Here is a 19345-nt window from a genome sequence, read left to right as displayed (position 1 = left end):
ATAACGCGCACGTCCGACCGCGCGCCTGGGGGTACCTTGTACCCAGGCCGCAAACGAACGTCGCAAACCACACTCCACCTCAGACGGAGGCGTTGCCGAGCGCGAGGGCCACCCTGTCCACCGACGGGAAACGGCCCCGGGGCAACGTGCCCAGCAGCGACACCACGTGCGAGGGCGCCTCGTTCTCCCGCGCCACCCAGACCAGCTGCTCCGCGGTGAGCGGGTACAGCGCGCCGAGCAGCGCCTGCTGCAGCGAGTGCGCCAGGGACACCACCGGAGTCAGGGGGGCCGGAGACGGCTCCACCTCCCGCAGTCCAAGTCCCAGGCGCTCGCGAGTCATGTCGTCGTTCATTGAGTGAGAAGTTAAGCAGCGAACCGCACCGCCTGCTGACCTTTTTTCGCCGTCCGAAGGGAGTCAGGCAGACAAGCGCTCCGCGCCTCCATCCCACCGGGTGGCGGCGCGGAGGTGGGCATCCCACCGTACCGCCACGGAAGTCGTACCCACACCCCGGCTCCGGGGAGGAGTGACGCACCATGGCGAACAAGAAGAACGAGGATTTGGAGCCCGTGAAGCACGTGCAGGCCACCCGCCCGGATCCGTGGCCCGGCATCAAGGGCCGCAGCCCGGAGCACGAGGAGGACCTGGAGACGGGCACGAAGCGCGCGGACCAGGCGGACGTGACGGAAGCCCAGCGCAAGCTGGAGAAGGACGTCGAGTCGGAAGAGCCGACGCGGGAGTAGTCCTCGCCGGGCTTTCGCCCCCGTGCACGTCGCACGGGGGCGAAGCCAGCGGACCGCTCGACCGCTAGAACAACAGCCGCGAGGGGTGCTCCAGCAGGCCCTTCAGCTCGCGGAGGTACTCCGCGCCGGTGGCCCCGTCGATGACGCGGTGGTCACCCGACAGCGTCACCGTCATCATCTTGCGCACCGCCAGCTGGCCGTCACGCACCACGGCCTTCTCCGCCACGGCGCCCACCGCGATGATGGCGGACTGGGGCGGGTTGATGACGGCGATGAACTGGTCGATGCCGTACATGCCCAGGTTGCTCACCGTGAGCGAGCCGCCGTTGTACTCGGCGGGCTTCAGCGAGCGCTTGCGGGCGCGCTCCGCCATGTCGCGGGACTCGGCGGAGATGGCCTGCAGGCCCTTGAGGTCCGCGTCGCGGATGATGGGCGTGATCAGCCCGTCCTCGATGGCGACGGCGATGCCCACGTCCACGGTGCCGTAGTGCAGCACCTGGTCGCCCTGGAGCGACACGTTCATCTTCGGTGAACGCCGCAGCGCGATGGCCGCCGCCTTCACGATGATGTCGTTGACGGACACCTTGAGGTCCAGCGCCTTGGCCTCCTCGCGGATCTTCACCGCGGCGTCCATCTCCACCTCCACCGTGAGGTAGAAGTGCGGCACGCCGGGCTTCACTTCCGACATGCGCTGGGCAATCACCTTGCGCATGGAGGACACGGGCACCGCCTGCGGCTCCGGACGCGTGCCGAAGGCGCGGGCCTCCGGCTGCGTCGCGGCCTTCTTCGCCGCCGGCGCCTGCGCGGGAGCCTTCGCCAGGCCCTGGCCCAGCGCCTGCTCCACGTCGCGCTTCACCACGCGGCCCAGCGGGCCCGTGCCGCGCACCTGGCTGATGTCCAGCCCGCGCTCCTGGGCCATGCGCTTCGCCAGGGGGCTCGCACGCAGCCGGCCGCCACCGGAGGCAGGAGCCTCGCGGCGCGGCGGAGCGGCCTGTCCCCCGGCGGGCGCGGACGGAGCCGCGGCGGCAGGGGCCTGGGCAGGAGCCTTCGGCGCGGCCGCCGGAGCAGAGGCCCCGGCCTTGGCGCCCTTGGGCGTGAGGAACGCGATGGGCGCGCCGACCTTGGCCATGTCACCCGCCTGCACGGTGATGCGCGCGAGCGTGCCGTCGTCGTACGCCTCCACCTCGAGGTTGGACTTGTCCGTCTCCACCTCGGCGATGGCGTCACCGGAGGAGACCTTGTCCCCCTCCTTCTTGAGCCACTTGACGATCTTCCCCTCCGTCATCGTCGGAGAGAGGGAGGGCATCAGGATGGCAATCCCCTCGCCCGCGCCGCTGGCGGCGGGGGCCGGGGCCTGCTCGGGAGGCTTCGGCGCGGCGGGAGCGGCGGCCTTGGGGGCCTCCGTCTTCTGGGGCGCAGGAGCCGAAGGCGCACCACCACCGGTGGCCTTCTCACCCTTGGCGCCGAGGAAGCCGATGGGCGAACCCACCGTGGCGACCTCGCCCTCGGGCACGGCGATGGAGATGAGGTAGCCGTCGTCGAAGGCTTCCACCTCGAGGTTGGACTTGTCCGTCTCCACCTCGGCGATGGCGTCTCCGGAGGAGATCTTGTCTCCCACCTTCTTCAGCCATTTGACGATCTTCCCCTCCTTCATCGTCGGGGAAAGGCTGGGCATCTGGATGGGCGTAGCCATACGCGTTCAGGCCCCCTCGCCGCGGTACATGACCTTCTTGACGGCTTCGATGATCTTGGGCGCGTCCGGCTGCGTCGCGTTCTCCAGATTCGCCGCATAGGACATGTTCACATCCAACCCGGTGACGCGCACGACGGGCGCGTCCAGGTCGTCGAACGCCTGGGACTGGATGAGGTCCACCACGGACGCGCCGATACCCGCCAGCGCCCAGCCCTCTTCGCAGATGACCGCGCGGTTCGTCTTGCGCACGCTCGCGAGGATGGCCTCCTCGTCCAGGGGCCGCAGGGTGCGCAGGTCCAGCACCTCCACGCTGATGCCTTCCTTCGCCAGGGCCTCCGCGGCCTCCATGCAGAAGTAGTACATCCGGCTCCAGGTGATCAGCGTGACGTCCGTGCCCTCACGCTTCACGTCCGCCTTGCCCAACGGAACGATGTGCTCGCCTTCCGGCACCTCGCCCTTGATGGCGTAGAGGCGCTCGCCCTCGAACATCACCACCGGGTTTTCGTCCCGGATGGCGGCCTTGAGCATGCCCTTGGCGTCCGCCGGGGTCGCCGGGGCGATCACCTTCAGGCCGGGGAAGTGCGCGTAGTTGGCCTCCAGCGCCTGGCTGTGCTGGCTGGAGAGCCGGCCGCCCGCGCCGCCCGGGCCGCGGAACACGATGGGGCAGCGCAGCTGGCCGCCGCTCATGTGGCGCAGCTTGGCCGCGTTGTTGACGATCTGGTCCATCGCCAGGATGGCGAAGTTCCAGGTCATCATCTCCACCACCGGACGCAGGCCCACCGCCGCCGCGCCCACGGAGAGGCCCGTGAAGCCCAGCTCGCTGATGGGCGCGTCGATGATGCGCGCGCTGCCAAACCTGTCCAACAGGCCCTGGGACACCTTGAAGGCGCCGTTGTAGCGGCCCACTTCCTCGCCAATGAGGAACACATTGGCGTCGCGCTCCATCTCCTCGGCGAGCGCCTGGTTCAATGCTTCGCGATACATCAACTCGGGCATCGTCGGCTCCGAACTCGAATCTCGAAAGGGTAGTGGCTTGGGGGAACGTGGGCGCTAGCGGATCAGGCCCGCCTTCTTGTCCGCCTGCTCGGCCTCGGCGCGGGGCTCCAGGTCCCATGTCACCTTCAGCTCCTGGCCCGACGGGTACTTCGGCCAGTGGGTGACCTTCACGCCCAGCACGCGCTCACGCGGGCGCACGTCCTGCTCGCCCTCTTCCACGATGGTGTCGCGCCACAGCTCGTCCACGCTGGGCTCGGGCGACTCGTCGGCGAACTTCACCGCCGCGTCCACCGCGCGCTTCTCCTCCTCCTCGATGGCCTCGAAGTCCGCGTCGGTGAGCTTGAAGCCCTGCTCCATCGCGAACTCGCGCAGCTTCGGGATGGGGTCGTTCTTGCGCTCGTCCTCCACCTCCTGCTTGGTGCGGTAGTTCGCCGGGTCCGCCATGGAGTGGCCGCGGAAGCGGTACGTGTTCGCCTCCAGCAGCACGGGGCCCTTGCCCGCGCGGCAGTACTCCGCGGCGTCCTTCACGGCCTCGTACATCTTGAGGACGTCCATGCCGTCCACGGCCTCACCGCGCATGCCGTACGCGGAGGCGCGCTTGTGGATCTCCGGCACCGCGGACGTGCGCGCGATGGCCGTGCCCATGCCGTAGCGGTTGTTCTCGCAGATGTAGATGACCGGCAGCTTCCACTTCTGCGCCATGTTGAAGGTCTCGTGGAACGAGCCCTGGTTGGCGGCCGCGTCGCCGAAGAAGCACACCGTGACGCGGTCTTCGTTGCGGTAGCGGCTGGCGAAGGCCATGCCCGCCGCGAGCGGAATCTGCCCGCCGACGATGCCGTAGCCGCCGTAGAAGTGGTGCTCGATGTCGAAGATGTGCATCGAGCCGCCCTTGCCCTTGCTGTAGCCGGTGCCCCGGCCGAACAGCTCCGCCATGATCATCCCGGCGTCGCTGCCACGCGCCAGCGGCTGGCCGTGGTCGCGGTAGGCGGACAGCATGTAGTCATCCGGGCGGATGGCCTCGTTGCAGCCCACCGCCACGGCCTCCTGCCCGATGTAGAGGTGGCAGAAGCCGGCGATCTTCCCCAGCGTGTACTGCTGGCCGGCCCGCTCCTCGAAGCGGCGCAGGAGGTACATCTTCCGGTACATCGTCAACAACAGGTCCTTCGAGTACGCGCTGGCCACCGCGGCATGCCTCCGGTTGGGCCGCCCCTTGAAGACCCGAGGGGGAAAAGGGCGGCGGACGCCGTGCGCCTCTTAGCGCGCGGCCATGGGACTTCCAAAGCCTTTCAGAAACCGTCGTCCATCACGCCTTTCTTTCAGGCGCGCTGCGTCACGTCCTCCATGGAGAAATGCGGCACCGACACGATGCCATCCTTCAATTCCACGACCCGTCCCGAGTGGTCCGTGGCCAGGTGGATGACCGTCGCCTCCGGGAAGCGGTGGCGGTAGTCATTGGCGTGCGTGGGTTCATTGTCGAACGCGGCCACCACGGTGCCCATGCGGCCCAGGCGCGCGTGCGCCTCGCGCTTGAAGGCGTCGTCGTTCTCCGCGAGCGTGGGCTTCATGATGAGGTGCACGCGCCCGTCCACGCCGGGGGGCGTCACCATCCCGCAGCGCGCGAGACACGACACGGTGCCCTCGCGCATCGCCTCGTGGCGGCCCGTCAGGTAGACGACCTGCGCGCCCGTCGCGGCCACCGCCTGCGTGAAGGCGGCGGCGCCGTCAATCGCCTCGTCGGAGACGCAGTAGTCGCTGGTGAAGAAGCGCTCCTGCCAGAAGGCGCGCGCGTCCGCGTAGCGCTGCTCCACCTCCGCGTCCTCCATGCCGCACGCCCGCATGGCCGCGCGCATGTCCCAGCCGGTGTCCCAGTGGCGCGGCTCGCACGCGGAGAGCAGGCGCAGGGACCGCGCGTCGCCGTACTCGCGCAGGATGCGCGCCTGGCGGGGACGGTTGTCGAAGAGGGTGGAGTCCAGGTCGAACGCCAGGACGGCCTGGGGGCCGAGCGAGCGGGCCTTCTCCAGGATGCCCCGGAGTGCGTCGCGCCAGTCCGGCCGCACGCGTTGCTTGAGGTCTTCAAAAGCCATGTGCGCCGGAAGATACATGCCCCCGGCGCGGGGCTGGGCATCAAATCACGCGCCCTGGCGCAACGCGGCCGGCTGGATGGGCACCGACCCCACGGGCTCCTTCGCCTCTCCCAGGACCTCCGGAGGCCGGGCGAAGTTCTGCATGCGCTGGATGCCGTTGCGGTCCAATACCAGCCTGACCAGCTGCGCGGATTCGTGACGCACGCCGTCTTCCATCACCGTGAAGCGGAACACCAGGTCCACCGGGTAGCGCTTCGCGCCCCGGATGTGGCCCACGGAGAAGTCCTCCAGGTCCACGTACTCCAGCGCGAACTCCGGCTCGTCCATGTCGCGCAGGAAGCGGCCCACGTGCAGCCGGAGGATGTCCGTCACGCCGGTGAGGCCGCGCTCGGAGCGGGGCAACAGGCGCGCGTCCAGCACGATGCGCTTCTGGTAGCGGATGACCGCTTCGGACAACTCGCCCTGGGACACGGTGAGGAAGTCGTCCTGCAGCCGCAGCGACGACACCGCCTTGGGCACCTTCACCGCCGCACCGTAGTCCACGCGCTCTTCACAGGTGCCAATGGCGCGCGCCGTGACGGGGTCCACCAGGTCCGTGGTGCGGTCGTACAGGTGCGTGGCGGCCACGCGGCTGAACATGCGCCGCAGCCCTTCCTTGATGCGGTCCTTCATCATGTAGCCGACCACGGCCACCAGGAAGAAGTTGAGGCTCACCTGCGTGTAGCGGACCTGCGCCCAGAGCGCCACCGACGTGGCGAAGGCCATGGCCACGCCCGCCGCGATGGCGAACAGCACCTCCTCCCAGCCCTGCCGCCGCTGACGGCGGCGCGAGGACAGGAAGAGCACGTTCATGCAGAACTTCTTCAGGAAGCCCAGCCGCTGCATGTACTCCTCGTTGTCCCCCGTGGGGCTCAACACGGAGCGCAGCCGGTGCTCCTTGCGGTAGGACTCCTCGCGCAGCACCGCCTCCATCAGCCCCTTGCGCAAGGGCAGCCACGGCCCCGTGCGCGGCAGCGCGTCCATGTCCGCCACCGCGCGGCGGAAGAACTGCTCCACCAGCAGGCTGACGTACTCGTCCACCAGCCGCAGCGACGCGCGCGTCTTCTCCTGGAGCTTCGCCTCACCCGTCGCGCGCAGCCACGCGCGGAAGCGCTCCAGCACCACGGGGACGGACGCCCCCGCCTGACGCACCACCGACTCCAGGTCCACGCGCGCCGCTTCGCCCGTCCTGGCGTCACAGCGCGTCTCCACCGTGGTGGCGAACCGGCGCAGCGCGCCGCGCAGCACGCACGACAGGAGCTTCGCCTGGTAGACGACGTCCGACTCCGGCGCCAGCCCCGTGCGCTGCCACGCCTCCAGCTTCACCAGCGGCGAGCCCTCCGAGGACAGGATCTCCCCGAGCCCCATCACCGGCGTCTTGAAGCGCACGTAGTTGTGGATGTCCGCGTAGAAGTCCGCGCGCGGGTACGTCTCCGCGTCGATGTTCAGGCTCGACGGCAGGAAGAGGTAGGCCTCCACCAGGTAGCGCGTCTCGTCCGCGCCCGTGGGCTGGTACTCGAGCTTGATCTCGAACTGCTTGCGGTCGTGGACGTCGAACCGGCTGTGGAGCGCTTCGGGGGCCTGGGACACAAACTCCAGTCTACGTCACAGGCCTGTCACACGGGAGCCACCCCCACCGAAGGAGGGCGAAGCGTCCGGGGCGGCACACCCGGACGCACTCCGCCGGGGCCTCAACCGTTGGTGCCCGTACGAGACGACGCGCCCGGCACGGCGCCCGGGATGACGTCGCCCACCGGCAGGGGCGCCGCCTTGGGCTGGGGCTTCGCGTTCCACACCCGCGTCGCCAGCAGCAGGCCCACGACGGCCAGGGGCAGCATGGCCAGGGGCCACGGCTTCCAGTTGGCGGGGTCCTTCATGGCGGCGCCCGTGGGCAGGATGGCGCCATAGACGAGCGCGTGGATGGCCGTGCCCGCGTACACCGCGCCGTCGATGATGCCTACGACGATGCCCGCGTTCTTCTTGCCGCCGAAGTCCATGGTGGCCGTGCCGGACAGCATGCCGTGCACGCCGATGACGCACAGGGACATGAACACCACGGACCAGCCGGCCCCCTGCGTCCCCAGCAGGAACACCGCGCCGACAGCGCCCAGGAGCAGGCCCGCGTAGAGCACCGCGGACACGGGGCCCCGGCGCGAGTCGAAGATGCGGTCGCTGATGACGCCCGCGAACATGCCGCCCAGGATGCCCGCGACGCACGACAGCATGCCCCAGTTGGAGGCCACGAAGCCGCCGGACTCGCCCACCGCCTTGGCGTACTTGGGGTACCACTGCATGACGGCGTTGCGCAGGAAGCCGCTGCAGAACTCCACGCCCAGGATGATGAGGATGACGCGGTTGCTGAGCAGCTTGCCGAACAGCTGCGGCACGCTGAGCGCCGGGCCCGTCTCACCGCTGGACGCGTCCGCCGTGTCGAAGTCCGGGTGGCCCGTCTGGGACGGCGTGTCGCGGATGACGAAGAAGTCCAGCACCAGGAAGCCCGCGAGCAGCGCGGCGGGCACGAAGAACACCCACCACACCGGCGCCGCGTCCGCGATGAAGCGGCACCAGTCGAACGCGAAGTACAGGCCCAGCGAGATGAGGATGCCGAACACGCCGCCCAGCTGGCCGCGCTCGCGCACGTGGAACCACGACGCGTTCACCTTCACGATGGAGACCGCGCCGAAGCTCTGGAAGTACATGTTCACGCTGTAGAGGAACGCGAGCCACGCCACCACGCCGCCCGGCGGGGCCCAGCCGTTCTTCAGCACCGCGTACACCAGGCCGCCCATGGCGATGTTCGCCACCGCGCTGCCGCCCGCGGACAGCAGGATGGTGAAGCGGCCACCCAGCTTGTCCGTCAGCGGGCCATTGAGGAGGAAGGCCACGCCGTACGTGAGCGTCCCCCAGAAGAAGATGGTGGCGAAGTCCGCGTTGGACGTCTGCGCGCCCATGGCGCTGGTGGCCACGTTGACGTTGTAGCGCCCCATATAGAGGAACGCGTACGTCAGGCCCAGCGGGAACCAGTTGAAGAAGCGGCGGCGGCGGAACGCATCCGTGTGCCCCAGCTCCACCTTCGGCAACCGTGAGAGCACCAGGCCAATGGCCCCGAGCAGGATGAGGATGGGGAGCAGCTGGGCCAGCCACGGGGGCAACGACATGCGACGAACCTCGCCTGGAGGAGGAAGCGGAACGGGGCAGCACCCTACCCCGTCCATCCTCCCCCCGGAAACAGCAAGCGGCGTTCAGCCCAGCCGCGCGAGCAGCCGCGTGAGGGACACCTCCGTCTTCGCGTCCGCGATGTCACCGCGGCGGCACGCCTCCAGCACCGCCTGCAGCGGCCGCCACTGAAGGTGGATGCCCTCCTCCAGAGGAGAGCCGTCTCCCTCCACCTCGCCCTGCGTCACGCCGGTGACGTCCACCGCCGCGGGGAAGACCTTCTCCGACAGGATGCCCGGCGCGAGGAAGAAGGCGCCGCCCAGCAGCTGGATGCCCTCCGGCCGCACCGTGAAGCCCGCCTCCTCCTTCACCTCCTCCGCCGCGCGGCGGCGAAGCCCCTCCTCCCCCTTGTCGGACGGCTCCAGCAGGCCCGCGACGATTTCCTCCACGCGCAGATAACTCACCGCATCAGGAACGGTCATGGACGCGGTCTGCTCGCGGCGGAAGTACGCCGCGGGGCGCAGGTTCATCCGGGTCAGGACTTCCAGGTTTCCATCCGGCGCGCGGCGGTAGATGAGCACGGACACGGCGTCCAACCGGGGCCGGTCCACCACATCCACCCGGTACACCGGAGACGACGAGCCATCCGCGCGCCGGTTGCGGCAGCGCAGCCGACGCACTCGGAGGAAACCTTCGTCACAACGCGCCGTGGCGGAGAAATCCTCGATGATCTCGATGTCAGTCACATTGGAACTGCTGGGACGCATGTCTGCCTGCTCTCCTGGTGTCCTGGTAGGTGGAGGTGCCACGGTGGCGTTGCTTGCCCGTGCACCCTTGATCCCGTAGGTTGCGCCGTCCTCAAGTCGTCACTCCCTCAGAATCACGGATCCGCCACGAATGTGTCGCGCACTGCTCGGCCTCTTCTGCGCCTGCGCCCTGGCCCTCGCCTCGTGCATGCCTGTGCTGGAAGGCCAGGATTACCACCTCGAGGGTCAGGAGGTGCGGCTTACCCTCCTCCATACCTCTGACATCCACTCGCGGCTCGTCCCGTACGACTTCACGCCGCTCAAGACCGACCAGGACCTGGAGCTCATCCCGGAGGCCGGTCCCTTTGGTGGTGCCACGCGCATCGCCTCCATCCTCAAGCGCGAGCGCGCCAAGGGTGACCGCGTCCTGCACCTGGACTCCGGTGACTGCTTCCAGGGCGCGCCCATCTTCAACGTGAACACGGGCGAGGCGGAGTTCCGCTTCCTGTCCGAGTCCCGTCTGGACGCCGCCGTGGTGGGCAACCACGAGTTCGACGCGGGCGCGCTCAACTTCGTCAAGAAGGCGCGCGACTTCGCCAACTTCCCGCTCCTGGCGGCGAACTACTACTGGGACGACCCGAAGACCACGGGCACCAACGGCGCCGCCATGGTGACCACCCCCTACACCATCCGCACGGTGAAGGGGCTGCGCGTGGGCATCATCGGCATGGCGAACATCTCCTCGCTCAACTCCATCGTGGAGGGCGGCAACAGCCTGCAGGTGACGCCGCTGGAGCAGAACGAGGCCGCGCGCTCCTACGTGGAGCTGCTGCGTCCGGTGACGGACCTGATTGTCATCGTCAGCCACCTGGGCCTCACCGAGGACCAGGATCTCATCCAGGGTTATGAGGCCTATTACGAGTACGGCCGCGCGAAGCCCTTCATCAACCGCGCGCACGACGCGTGGAAGGTGCTGGAGTGGTTCGGGCCGGAAGGCAACGACAAGTCGGTGGTGCGCGTGCACATCGCGGGCGTCAGCGGCATGGACGTGATCCTGGGCGGCCACCTGCACGTGGTGCTCAACCCGCCGCAGCTCGTCACGGACCCCGCCGGCCGCAAGGTCGTGCTGTCGCACTCGGGCGCGTTCGCCAAGTACGTGGGCCGCCTGGAGCTGGTCGTGAAGATGCCCAACCAGCTGGGCGAGGCCGAGGGCGCCGAGGTCGTCAGCCAGGACTACCACGCGTTCCCGGTGGACGGCCTCTGGTGCAACGAGGCGATGCGCAAGTACCGCTTCGACGACGACATCTTCTGGGACCCGGGGGAGTTCATCAACGCGCCGGGCGTGCGCGAGGCCATGGCCGAGTGCGGCCGTCAGGAGGACGCGCAGACGACGGACCTGCTCATCCCGTACCTCTTGGGCATGGACGTGAAGCTGCAGCTGACGTCCATCTTCTCCTACGCCCCGCTCGACGTGCAGCGGCGCAACAACTCCAACGGTGGTGACAGCCCGCTGGGCAACATCGCCGCGGACTCCATGCGCAAGCGCAACCGCGTGGAGGCGGAGATGGCGCTCACCAACAGCCTGGGCATCCGCGACAACCTGTACGCGGGCGTCGTCACGCAGGAGGCGATGTTCAACGTGTTCCCGTTCGAGAACACCATCAACATCATGTACCTGTCCGGCGTGGAGATGCAGGAGATGTTCGACTTCGTCACCGAGCGCTCCGCGGAGCGCGGGTGCGTGAGCCAGGCGCAGATCTCCGGCGCGCGCTTCACCATGGACTGCGCCCAGGTGCAGCTCAATGACCTGCGCATCCAGTGCACGCCGGCCACGGTGCAGAAGGACTGCCCCCAGGACAACCGCGAGGGCCACGCGCCCTGGACCTGCCTGGAGGACACCAGCGGTTCGCGCTGCTGGGCGCACCCGGGCATCAACATCGAGATCAACGGCAAGCCGCTGGACACCAACGGCACCTACAAGGTCGCGGTGAACGACTACATCGCCAAGGGCGGCTCCGGCTTCACGGTGCTCAAGCGCAACACCACGCGCATCGAGACGGGCATCAGCCTGCGCGACTCGCTCATCGGCTACATGCAGGGCTTCTGCAACTGCGACGACCTGCTCAACGGCCGGCCGACGTCCAGCAACGGCACGCGCTGCGGTTCGCTGGTCAACGGCCAGTGGACGGTGGACGAGAAGACGCTCAACTCCTGCAAGGTGTCCAAGACCTTCGAGGACGCGCTCGACAAGCAGGTGGGCAGCTGCTCCTGCCGCGAGCTGCTCAAGGTGCCCGCGGACGCCACCGAGCAGGCGAAGGCCATGGCCGCGTGCGGCCTGGCGGACATGACGAAGGAGGCGGCGGTGGCGGAGTGCGCGCTGCCGCAGGGCCCCTACACCGGCCGCTGCACCTGCCGGGACCTGCTGACGGGGGGCAACCCCACGTGCGGCAACATGACGAGCCAGCTGCGGTCGTTCTGTGAGAAGCCCACAGCCATGCCCATCGCGAGCGCCATCGAGGATGGCCGCATCGGGCGGAGGGTGAAGTGATGAAGCGGCTCTTCCTGCTGTCCACGCTGGCCCTGGCGGCCGGCTGTTACACGAAGGAGTCCGAGGCCCCCACCGGGCTCTCCTCGTTCCGCGTGGAGGTCACCGGCATCACCACCGGTGACTCCCCCGGGACGCTGCTGCCGGTGGTGAACGCGTGCGTCGCGAAGTACGGCAACGACCAGACGCGCGTGCCGCTGGAACTGCGCGGCACGGCGGAGTGCCCCTACACCCTGCCCCGCACGGACGTGGACATCGCCCTGGCCATCACCGCGATTGACGGCACCGGTGGGGAGATGACGTCCTTCAACGGGCCGGTGTCCTTCCGGGTCATCCCGGGTGACCTCACCGGTGACTACGGCACCCGCTGGGCGCAGCTGACCAACGGCAAGGGCACGGGCAGCGTGCGCGTGGCCCACCTGTACGGCGAGACGCACGTCTGGGTGCAGGACCAGGACCTGGAGCTGGACTACGCGGACGGCGGCGTCGTGGGTGACCTGTCCCAGCTGCCGGTGGAGCCGTCCAAGCGCACCTACGCGACGGGCCTGTCCCACGGCATCCGCTTCGAGGAGCCCTCGCTGTCCACCATCAACCTGCCGGAGGGCGGCTCGGAGACGAGCGTCTTCATCAAGCAGTTCATGCGCATTGGCCGCAACCCGGAGGCCGGCGAGCCCCTGGTGCAGAACTGCGCCGACCCGGCGGACCCCAACAACGGCAAGCAGATGATGCTGCTGGTGACGGGCACGGACTCCAGCGGCTTCTACGTCACGGACATGACGGCCTGCCGCGTGCCGGAGAAGAGCGTCGCCGGCGCGAACGTGCAGACCGCGGAGCCGGACGGGTTCAACCCGGGCCGCTTCAACAGCATCTACATCTACAACTACTCGTTCCCGGAAGGCCTGGACTCCGGCGACCTGCTCTGGACGCTGTCCGGCACGGTGGCCGAGTTCACCAACACCACGCAGATGAGCTTCCCCGCGTGGACGCTGCGCGAGAACGTGCGCCTGCTGCCGCAGGAGCAGTGGAACAAGTACCTGAAGGAGGTGCCGCCGGTGGAGGTGAACGGCCGGCTGTGCGGCTACAGCTCCTCGCCGTACCTGGACGACATCCTGTGCGGCTACAGCTACAAGAACTACAAGATGGAGAGCCTGGAGTCGTCGCTGGTGAAGCTGCGCCGGGTGAAGTTCCCCAAGGTGTTCCGCAACTGCGACGCCAACGGCAACAACGACATGCCCATGTTCTGCCCGGTGGGCCCCAGCGCGACGCGCAGCTGGCAGAACTGCTTCGAGGAGCCGCCGGATGATCCGGACCTCCCGGAGCGCCAGTGCGTCATCGACTGCACGCTGGGCATTGGCGAGTACGCCGGCACCATCTGCGCGGAGAAGACGACGTACACGAGCTTCGGTCAGTTCGTGGTGGAGATGAACGCCACCGGTCCGGCCTCCCTGGGCATGGACGAGTCCGTCCCCAACCGCATCATGAGCGTCAACGTGGGCACCACCTCCGTGAAGCCCTCCAAGACGCTGCCCCCGGGCTACCGGCTGAACATCATCTGTGATCAGCCGGTGCGCGCGCGCTTCGGCGGCGACAACGTCACGGCGGACCAGACGGGCACGCTCATCCCGGCGAACAGCCGCTACGAGTACACCCTGAAGGACTCCGAGGTGACGGTCGCGCTGGTGCGCGACGCCGCCGCCACGGCCAACGCGGCCTGCAAGGTCGCGCCGGATACGCGCTCGCGCATCAGCCTGCAGATCAAGGACGCGGTGCCGGACCTCAATCCGGACTGCAGCGAGACCGACCCCGACGCCGCGAAGGCGCTCCAGTGCAAGCAGCTGCGGGCGGCCACCTTCGACGTCGTGGGCCACCTGAAGCACGTGGGTCCGGCGCGTCCGCGCTGGAACGTCCTGCCGCGAGATCAGGACGACCTGTGCTGCTACCCCGGGCCCGGGATGGAGTGCCCGAAGCCCATCAAGCCGTGCCCGTAGTCATCCACCTTTGCTTTTGATTTGAGCAGTCGCATTGCGCGCCCCGGCGGTATGCCGGGGCGCTGGGAGGAGCGGTCTCCCCCGGACCGCTTCCTGGAGGGAATTTGAAAACGTTGCAGACGCTGGCCCTGACGGGCCTGACAGCCCTTTCCGCGCCCGCTTGGGCCGGGGACTTCGTGGACACCCGTTTGTCGTTCGTCTTCGCGGACGACAACGTGCTGGCGGGCGCGGGAGAGACGACTCCCAACAGCCCGAACGCGCGCTTTGGCGCGGGTAACCAGAACACGCAGTTCTACGACAACTTCAACACCAAGTTCTCCGGCTTCGAGTCGCTGTCGAACGTCGTGCTCTACAAGCGCATGCCGGCGTTCTTCGAGGGACTCACGACGGAGGCGGCGCTCACGCTGCTGGTGCTCGAGCGCCCGTCCGGCGGTGTCGACATCCTCGACAACTCCAGCTACGTGCGCCTGAACTACCAGCCGCCGGGCTGGGGTGAGAAGGAAGGCGTCTCGCTCACCGGCTTCCCGGTGTCCGCGGACCGCTTCCGTCTGGGGTACGCGTACCGCATCTCCTGGGGCGGCAGCCCCATCTTCACCAACCGCGCCACCGCGGCGGGTGTGCCGGGCGCCAAGCTGCAGCTGACGCGGGACCGCTGGTACGCGTACCTGGGCGGCAAGACGGCCCTGGTGCTCAACGACCTCATCCTGGAGCAGGAGACGCTCTACGGCGTGATGGCCGGCGCGGGCTGGGACATCCTGGAGACGCTGCGCGTGGAGGCCGGCGGCGGCTACTTCCAGAAGGGCATCGTCCCGGGCCTGGCGAACCAGTCGATTGAAGCGGGCGTCAACGCGGCCGGTGTGTCCGGCCAGGTCGTCTACCACGTGGGCGTGCCGGTGGGCACGAGCGTGGACTTCCGGCTCTACAAGAACGACCCGGAAATCTACCAGCGCTTCTTCGCGCCGGAGCAGTACCCGGGCGGCCTGTCCTACTCGCTGTCGCTGGAGGGCAGCTACCTCACGCAGACGCTGCAGGACCCGGACAAGTTCGGCGCCACCAAGCCCCAGGGCGCCGTGGCGCTCGCCTTCCAGGGCCGCGCGAAGCTCAACCGCTTCCGCTTCAACGCGCTGGCGCTGGTGCGCAGCCTGTCCTTCATCCAGTTCGACGTGCCGGGCTTCCCCCCGTTCCAGGACTTCCCCACCGGCACGGTGCTGAAGCCTGAAGTCTTCGGCGCGGTGGGCGTGGACTACAACATCGCGGGCCTGCACCTGACGCCGGGCTTCATCATCGGCGCGCAGCAGCCGGCGTCCTTCCGCAGCCCGGTGCCGCTCGTGGGCGGCAGCAACCCGCCCCCGGCCCTCACCGGCACGCGCACGGTGGTGGTGCGTGACGCGAACCAGCTGAGCATCCTGCCCAGCACCTGCGGCGGCTCCAGCGCCTGCGAGGCGGAGCTCATCTGGTCCGCCAAGGCCACCTTCCGCTGGGACCTGTCGGAGACGGTCGCGGCGGTGGGCGAGGTCTACTACACGTACGACACCAACCGGACCACGTTCGAGGACGACGTGACGGGCATCGCGCAGCCGAACTTCGAGAAGCCGCACGCGCTGGGCTTCAACACGCTGCTGCAGGCGCGCTTCTAGACCGCCCTGCCCTGCTGACTGTTTTTTGAAGGGCCCGCCGTGCTTCACGGCGGGCCCTTCGTATTTTCAGGGCGGTCCGCGAATCAGAAGGCGGACGTCATCCGCACCACCTCGTCGAAGGCGGTGAGGCCCTGCGCCAGCTTGCGCACGGCGGCCTCGCGCAGTGTGCGCATGCCGCTTCTGCGCGCGGCCTGCACCAGCTGCTCGTAGGGGGCCTCGCGGGCGATGAGCTCACGCACCTCGCGGGTGGTGGAGACGATTTCGAAGACGCCGGTGCGGCCGGAGAAGCCGGTGCCCCGGCAGCGCGCGCACCCGGCGCCCTTGGACAGCTTCACGCCGCCGGGCAACAGCGGCAGCGGGGCCTGGAGGGCCAGCAGCTCGTCCGGGGTGAGGACGGCCTCCTCGGAGCAGTTCGGGCAGACGCGGCGCAGGAGGCGCTGGGCCATGACGCCCAGGAGGCTCTGCGCCAGGAGGAAGGCCGGCACGCCCAGGTCCTTCATGCGCGCCACCGCGCCCAGCGCGTCGTTGGTGTGCAGCGTGGAGAGCACCAGGTGGCCGGTGAGCGCGGCCTGGAGCGCGTTCTCCGCGGTCTCCGCGTCGCGGATCTCGCCCACCATGATGACGTCCGGGTCCTGGCGCAGGATGTGGCGCAGCGCCCCCGCGAAATCCAGGCCCACCTTGGGCTGCACCTGCACCTGGTTGAAGGTGTCCCACACCATTTCGATGGGGTCTTCAATCGTGGTGACGTTGACGTCCGGGCCCGCCACCGCCTTGAGCGCGGAGTAGAGCGTCGTCGTCTTGCCGCTGCCCGTGGGGCCCGTCACCAGGATGAGGCCGTGGGGTTGATCGATCCACGACTCGAAGTGGACCTTCTCATCCGGTTCGAAGCCCAGCTGGGCGATGTCCTGCACCAGCGTCTCCGGGTCGAAGATGCGGATGACCACCTTCTCGCCGAAGGCGGTGGGCAGCGTGGAGACGCGAAGCTCCACCTCGCGGCCGTTGCGCTCCGTCTTGATGCGGCCGTCCTGGGGGCGGCGCTTCTCCGAGATGTCGATGCGCGCCAGCATCTTCACGCGCGACACGATGGGCGGGTGCACCTGCGAGGGCAGCGAGTACACGGGGTGCAGCACGCCGTCGATGCGCAGGCGCACCACGGCGGTGGCGCGCTTGGGCTCGATGTGGATGTCCGACGCGCGGTTGTCGAAGGCGTAGCGCAGGAGGTAGTCCACCGCCTGCACCACGGGCTGGTCGGACGCCTCCAGCTCCTGCGTGCCGCTCAGCGACACCAGCTGTTCGAAGTTGGCGATCTGCCCGCTCGCGTCTCCGAAGTCGTCCGCGGCCTTGGCCAGCGTCCTCTTGAAGCCGTAGATGTCCGCGATGGAGCGAAGGATGTCCGTCTTCGCGGACAGCACGGGCTCCACCGGCTCGCCGGTGAGGCGGTGGAAGGACTCGAAGAGTTCGCGGTCGAAGGGGTTGGCCACGGCCACGCGCAGCCGCCCCTGTTCGGTGCGCTCCAGGGGCAGCAGCACGTGCTTCTGCGCGTAGGGCCGGGACACCGTGCGGGTGGCCAGCGCCATGTCCATCTTCAGCGGATCCAGCTTCCGGTAGGCCAGCCCCGCGGCGCGCGCGGCGGCCTCCGTGACGCGGTCCTCGTCCAGCACGCCGCGCCCACCCGGCGCGGGAATCTGGAAGGCCGCCACCAGCTCCACGGGTGACACGTCATAGCGGGCGGCGTCCTTGCCCGTCCCACCCTGCGCCTTGAGGACGCGGGCGCGCGCGGCGGGCTCACGCGCCAGGACCTCCTGCGCCTGCTGAGGGGTCAGCAGGCGCTGGGCGACCAGGGCCTCCAACAGGAAGCCCAGGGTGAAGTCCGTGGCGCTTCGCGAGGGACCGCTGCTGCCGGGGGGAGCCGCCTGGGTCAACCGTTCCTCCTTCTGCGGGTGGCCAGGAACAACACGCCAAGGCCCACGAGGAATGCCGCGGACGACGGGGCGCTCTGGCAGCCGCAACCGCCAGGGTCGTTCGTGCCACCCGTGCCGCCGTCCACCGGCGGGGGCGGAGGCGTGCCGCCGTCGCTGCACAGGGCGCAGGTGCCGCCGTCCGTCTGGGCGTAGGGGTCCTCGCACTTGCCGCCGTTGCCGCAGAACAGGCCGTTGGGGCAGTCCTGGTTGGTGCGGCAGGGGGCGATGCAGGCGGTCCCTTCCGCGAACGGCACGCACTGGAGCGGCGAGGCGCAGGTGCCCTCACCGCAGTCCTTGAAGCAGAAGCGGTCATCGCCGGTGCCCGCCGGACGGCAGGTGTTGCCGGGGCTGCACGTGCAGGCGGCCACCGAGCACGGCTCCGCGCACACGCCCTGCGGGTTGCCGTTGAGCTTCAGGCACTGGAGGTTGGTGCCGCACTCGGCGTCCTGGAAGCACGGGTCGCCCACGCCGCGCGTGCCGGACTTCTGGGCCACGCAGGCGTGGTCGCACGAGCGGCAGGCGTAGCTGCCACCGCAGTCGTTGCTGGTGGCGCAGTCCGCGACGCAGACGTCACCGCCGTTGTCGGGCAGCGTGGTGCAGGTATAGCCCTGGCGGCAGTCGCCCTTGCCCGGGCGGCAGTCCTTCAGACAGCGCTTGCCCACGGAGCCCACCGTCGCGCACGTGGAGCCGGTGGGGCAGTCCGCGTCGGCGACGCAGGACTCCGTGCAGTAGCCGTCCTTCCACGCCGGGAAGGCGGTGGTGCGGTCCGCGTCCGTGAGGCAGCGCGAATCCGGCGCGCCGCAGGTGGACGCGTTGGCGCAGGGGTTGCCCACCTTGGTGCCCGTGCCGAAGGGCTGCGGCAGACACGCGGACTGCGCGCCGGGGACGAGCGTGGACGCGACGCACTGGTAGGGCGCGGGGCAGAAGCCCGGGGTGCCGGTGGGGCAGGCCTTGGAGCAGATCTTGAGGTTCGCGCCCGTGGTGGTGGACCGGGTGGTGACGCAGGTGAGCCCGGAGCCGCACGCGGTGGTGTCACACGGCGAGCCCACCGCGCCCTTCTGGGGGTAGTGCTTGCAGAGCGCGCCCTTGTCGTAGGACGTCAGCGTGCGGCGCTGGATGCCCCGATCCAACGAGAAGTACATCACCGCGTCCGTGTAGAAGTACGTGCTGCCCAGGCCCAGGCAGTGGCCCACCTCGCGCATCACCGCCGTCTGGATGTCGATGAAGCCCGCGGGCGTGGGGTTGAGCGTGGTGAACTGGTAGGTGACGGCGTTGAGGAAGATGTCGCACTGGTAGACGTAGCCGCTGTGGCGCAGCGGCACCGCGGCCGCCACGCTGTCACCGGCGTTGAGCACGTCCTTGAATTCAGTGCTGTTCGGGTCGGTGACCCAGATGGCGGCCACGCTGAAGCCGTCCAGCCGGTCGTTCACGTCCGTGATGGGGACGATGGAGGACTTGCCCTTGTACGTGAAGGCAGGCCACGCGCAGTCCACGTCCTGCCAGGCCTGGAAGGCCTTCTTGACCGCGTCCTCCACCAGGCCCAGGTCGTTGCCCGCGGGAGTGCCGTTGCGCGCGTCCAGGTAGTACGGGAACGGGTCCTGGCTGTTGTTGAGGACCCAGTGATCCAGGAACTGGTAGTCCTCCTGCGTCTGGGCATGCGCTGTCGCGGCCAACGCCAGCAGTCCAAGGAGGAAGACACTCCGCTGCGACCCACGAATCATCACCCGCACCTCTTCGCGTCACGTCCCCACGGGGCGCC

The 19345-nt window shown here is 69.0% G+C and carries 14 protein-coding genes; 4 read left to right on the top strand and 10 right to left on the bottom strand.

All coding sequences use genetic code 11. The annotated features are described in order from the left end of the window. Window positions 1-79: 79 nt before the first annotated feature. The gene (locus tag D7X96_RS01205; RefSeq protein ID WP_233609674.1) at window positions 80-340 is read right to left on the bottom strand and encodes a DUF2795 domain-containing protein; all 261 of its coding nucleotides are present in this window, start codon (window positions 338-340) and stop codon (window positions 80-82) included. Window positions 341-534: 194 nt separating this feature from the next. On the opposite strand from D7X96_RS01205, the gene D7X96_RS01200 reads away from it, so the two are divergent. After that, window positions 535-741, top strand: coding sequence for a hypothetical protein (locus D7X96_RS01200; RefSeq protein WP_121768767.1), 207 nt, complete (start codon window positions 535-537; stop codon window positions 739-741). A 64-nt stretch (window positions 742-805) separates the two neighbouring features. Here D7X96_RS01200 and D7X96_RS01195 read toward each other — a convergent pair whose 3' ends face one another. The 7 genes from D7X96_RS01195 to D7X96_RS01165 form a co-directional block, all read right to left on the bottom strand. Continuing rightward, the gene (locus D7X96_RS01195; protein ID WP_121768766.1) at window positions 806-2434 is read right to left on the bottom strand and encodes a pyruvate dehydrogenase complex dihydrolipoamide acetyltransferase; all 1629 of its coding nucleotides are present in this window, start codon (window positions 2432-2434) and stop codon (window positions 806-808) included. Window positions 2435-2440: 6 nt separating this feature from the next. Then, on the bottom strand, window positions 2441-3430 hold the full coding sequence (locus tag D7X96_RS01190; protein WP_120546763.1) for a pyruvate dehydrogenase complex E1 component subunit beta: 990 nt from the start codon (window positions 3428-3430) through the stop codon (window positions 2441-2443). 54 nt (window positions 3431-3484) lie between these two features. Beyond that, a complete protein-coding gene (gene pdhA / locus D7X96_RS01185) occupies window positions 3485-4612 on the bottom strand; it encodes a pyruvate dehydrogenase (acetyl-transferring) E1 component subunit alpha (RefSeq protein ID WP_121768765.1) in 1128 nt (375 codons plus the stop codon). Window positions 4613-4746: 134 nt separating this feature from the next. Then, the gene (locus D7X96_RS01180; RefSeq protein WP_120546765.1) at window positions 4747-5514 is read right to left on the bottom strand and encodes an HAD family hydrolase; all 768 of its coding nucleotides are present in this window, start codon (window positions 5512-5514) and stop codon (window positions 4747-4749) included. A gap of 45 nt (window positions 5515-5559) precedes the next feature. Next, window positions 5560-7143: a hypothetical protein gene (locus D7X96_RS01175; RefSeq protein WP_120546766.1), complete on the bottom strand. Its 1584-nt coding sequence runs from the start codon at window positions 7141-7143 to the stop codon at window positions 5560-5562. 101 nt (window positions 7144-7244) lie between these two features. Continuing rightward, window positions 7245-8711: an MFS transporter gene (locus tag D7X96_RS01170; RefSeq protein ID WP_120546767.1), complete on the bottom strand. Its 1467-nt coding sequence runs from the start codon at window positions 8709-8711 to the stop codon at window positions 7245-7247. An 84-nt stretch (window positions 8712-8795) separates the two neighbouring features. After that, entirely contained in the window at window positions 8796-9476 is a 681-nt protein-coding gene (locus D7X96_RS01165; RefSeq protein ID WP_121768764.1) for an NUDIX hydrolase, read from the bottom strand. A gap of 232 nt (window positions 9477-9708) precedes the next feature. On the opposite strand from D7X96_RS01165, the gene D7X96_RS01160 reads away from it, so the two are divergent. From D7X96_RS01160 to D7X96_RS01150, 3 genes are all read left to right on the top strand, one after another. Then, window positions 9709-12003 carry a bifunctional metallophosphatase/5'-nucleotidase gene (locus D7X96_RS01160; RefSeq protein ID WP_244219406.1) on the top strand — a complete coding sequence of 765 codons (2295 nt, stop codon included), beginning with the start codon at window positions 9709-9711 and terminating at the stop codon, window positions 12001-12003. Beyond that, entirely contained in the window at window positions 12003-13988 is a 1986-nt protein-coding gene (locus D7X96_RS01155; protein WP_120546770.1) for a hypothetical protein, read from the top strand. Before D7X96_RS01160 ends, D7X96_RS01155 begins: the two co-directional genes overlap by 1 nt. Window positions 13989-14092: 104 nt before the next feature. Further along, window positions 14093-15625, top strand: coding sequence for a hypothetical protein (locus D7X96_RS01150; protein WP_199746917.1), 1533 nt, complete (start codon window positions 14093-14095; stop codon window positions 15623-15625). Between the two features lie 83 nt (window positions 15626-15708). Here the strand turns inward: D7X96_RS01150 and D7X96_RS01145 are convergent, their stop codons facing one another. Both D7X96_RS01145 and D7X96_RS01140 read right to left on the bottom strand, forming a co-directional pair. Further along, entirely contained in the window at window positions 15709-17547 is a 1839-nt protein-coding gene (locus D7X96_RS01145; protein ID WP_120546772.1) for a GspE/PulE family protein, read from the bottom strand. Next, entirely contained in the window at window positions 17544-19307 is a 1764-nt protein-coding gene (locus D7X96_RS01140) for an MYXO-CTERM sorting domain-containing protein (RefSeq protein ID WP_121768762.1), read from the bottom strand. Before D7X96_RS01140 ends, D7X96_RS01145 begins: the two co-directional genes overlap by 4 nt. Window positions 19308-19345: the final 38 nt, after the last annotated feature.

Origin of the sequence: Corallococcus interemptor (genome assembly GCF_003668875.1) — a bacterium.
Taxonomy (GTDB): Bacteria; Myxococcota; Myxococcia; order Myxococcales; family Myxococcaceae; genus Corallococcus; species Corallococcus interemptor.
The sequence above is the reverse complement of the archived record's forward strand: the minus strand, read 5'-3'. Positions and strand labels throughout refer to the sequence as shown.

What these genes read in the sequence shown, in the direction of transcription:
- D7X96_RS01190 (WP_120546763.1), bottom strand. Translation starts at nt 3,430, where the DNA reads ATGCCCGAGTTGATGTATCGCGAAGCATTGAACCAGGCGCTCGCCGAG.
- D7X96_RS01170 (WP_120546767.1), bottom strand. Translation starts at nt 8,711, where the DNA reads ATGTCGTTGCCCCCGTGGCTGGCCCAGCTGCTCCCCATCCTCATCCTG.
- D7X96_RS01165 (WP_121768764.1), bottom strand. Translation starts at nt 9,476, where the DNA reads ATGCGTCCCAGCAGTTCCAATGTGACTGACATCGAGATCATCGAGGAT.
- D7X96_RS01140 (WP_121768762.1), bottom strand. Translation starts at nt 19,307, where the DNA reads ATGATTCGTGGGTCGCAGCGGAGTGTCTTCCTCCTTGGACTGCTGGCG.
- D7X96_RS01155 (WP_120546770.1), top strand. Translation starts at nt 12,003, where the DNA reads ATGAAGCGGCTCTTCCTGCTGTCCACGCTGGCCCTGGCGGCCGGCTGT.
- D7X96_RS01200 (WP_121768767.1), top strand. Translation starts at nt 535, where the DNA reads ATGGCGAACAAGAAGAACGAGGATTTGGAGCCCGTGAAGCACGTGCAG.
- D7X96_RS01180 (WP_120546765.1), bottom strand. Translation starts at nt 5,514, where the DNA reads ATGGCTTTTGAAGACCTCAAGCAACGCGTGCGGCCGGACTGGCGCGAC.
- D7X96_RS01195 (WP_121768766.1), bottom strand. Translation starts at nt 2,434, where the DNA reads ATGGCTACGCCCATCCAGATGCCCAGCCTTTCCCCGACGATGAAGGAG.
- D7X96_RS01205 (WP_233609674.1), bottom strand. Translation starts at nt 340, where the DNA reads ATGACTCGCGAGCGCCTGGGACTTGGACTGCGGGAGGTGGAGCCGTCT.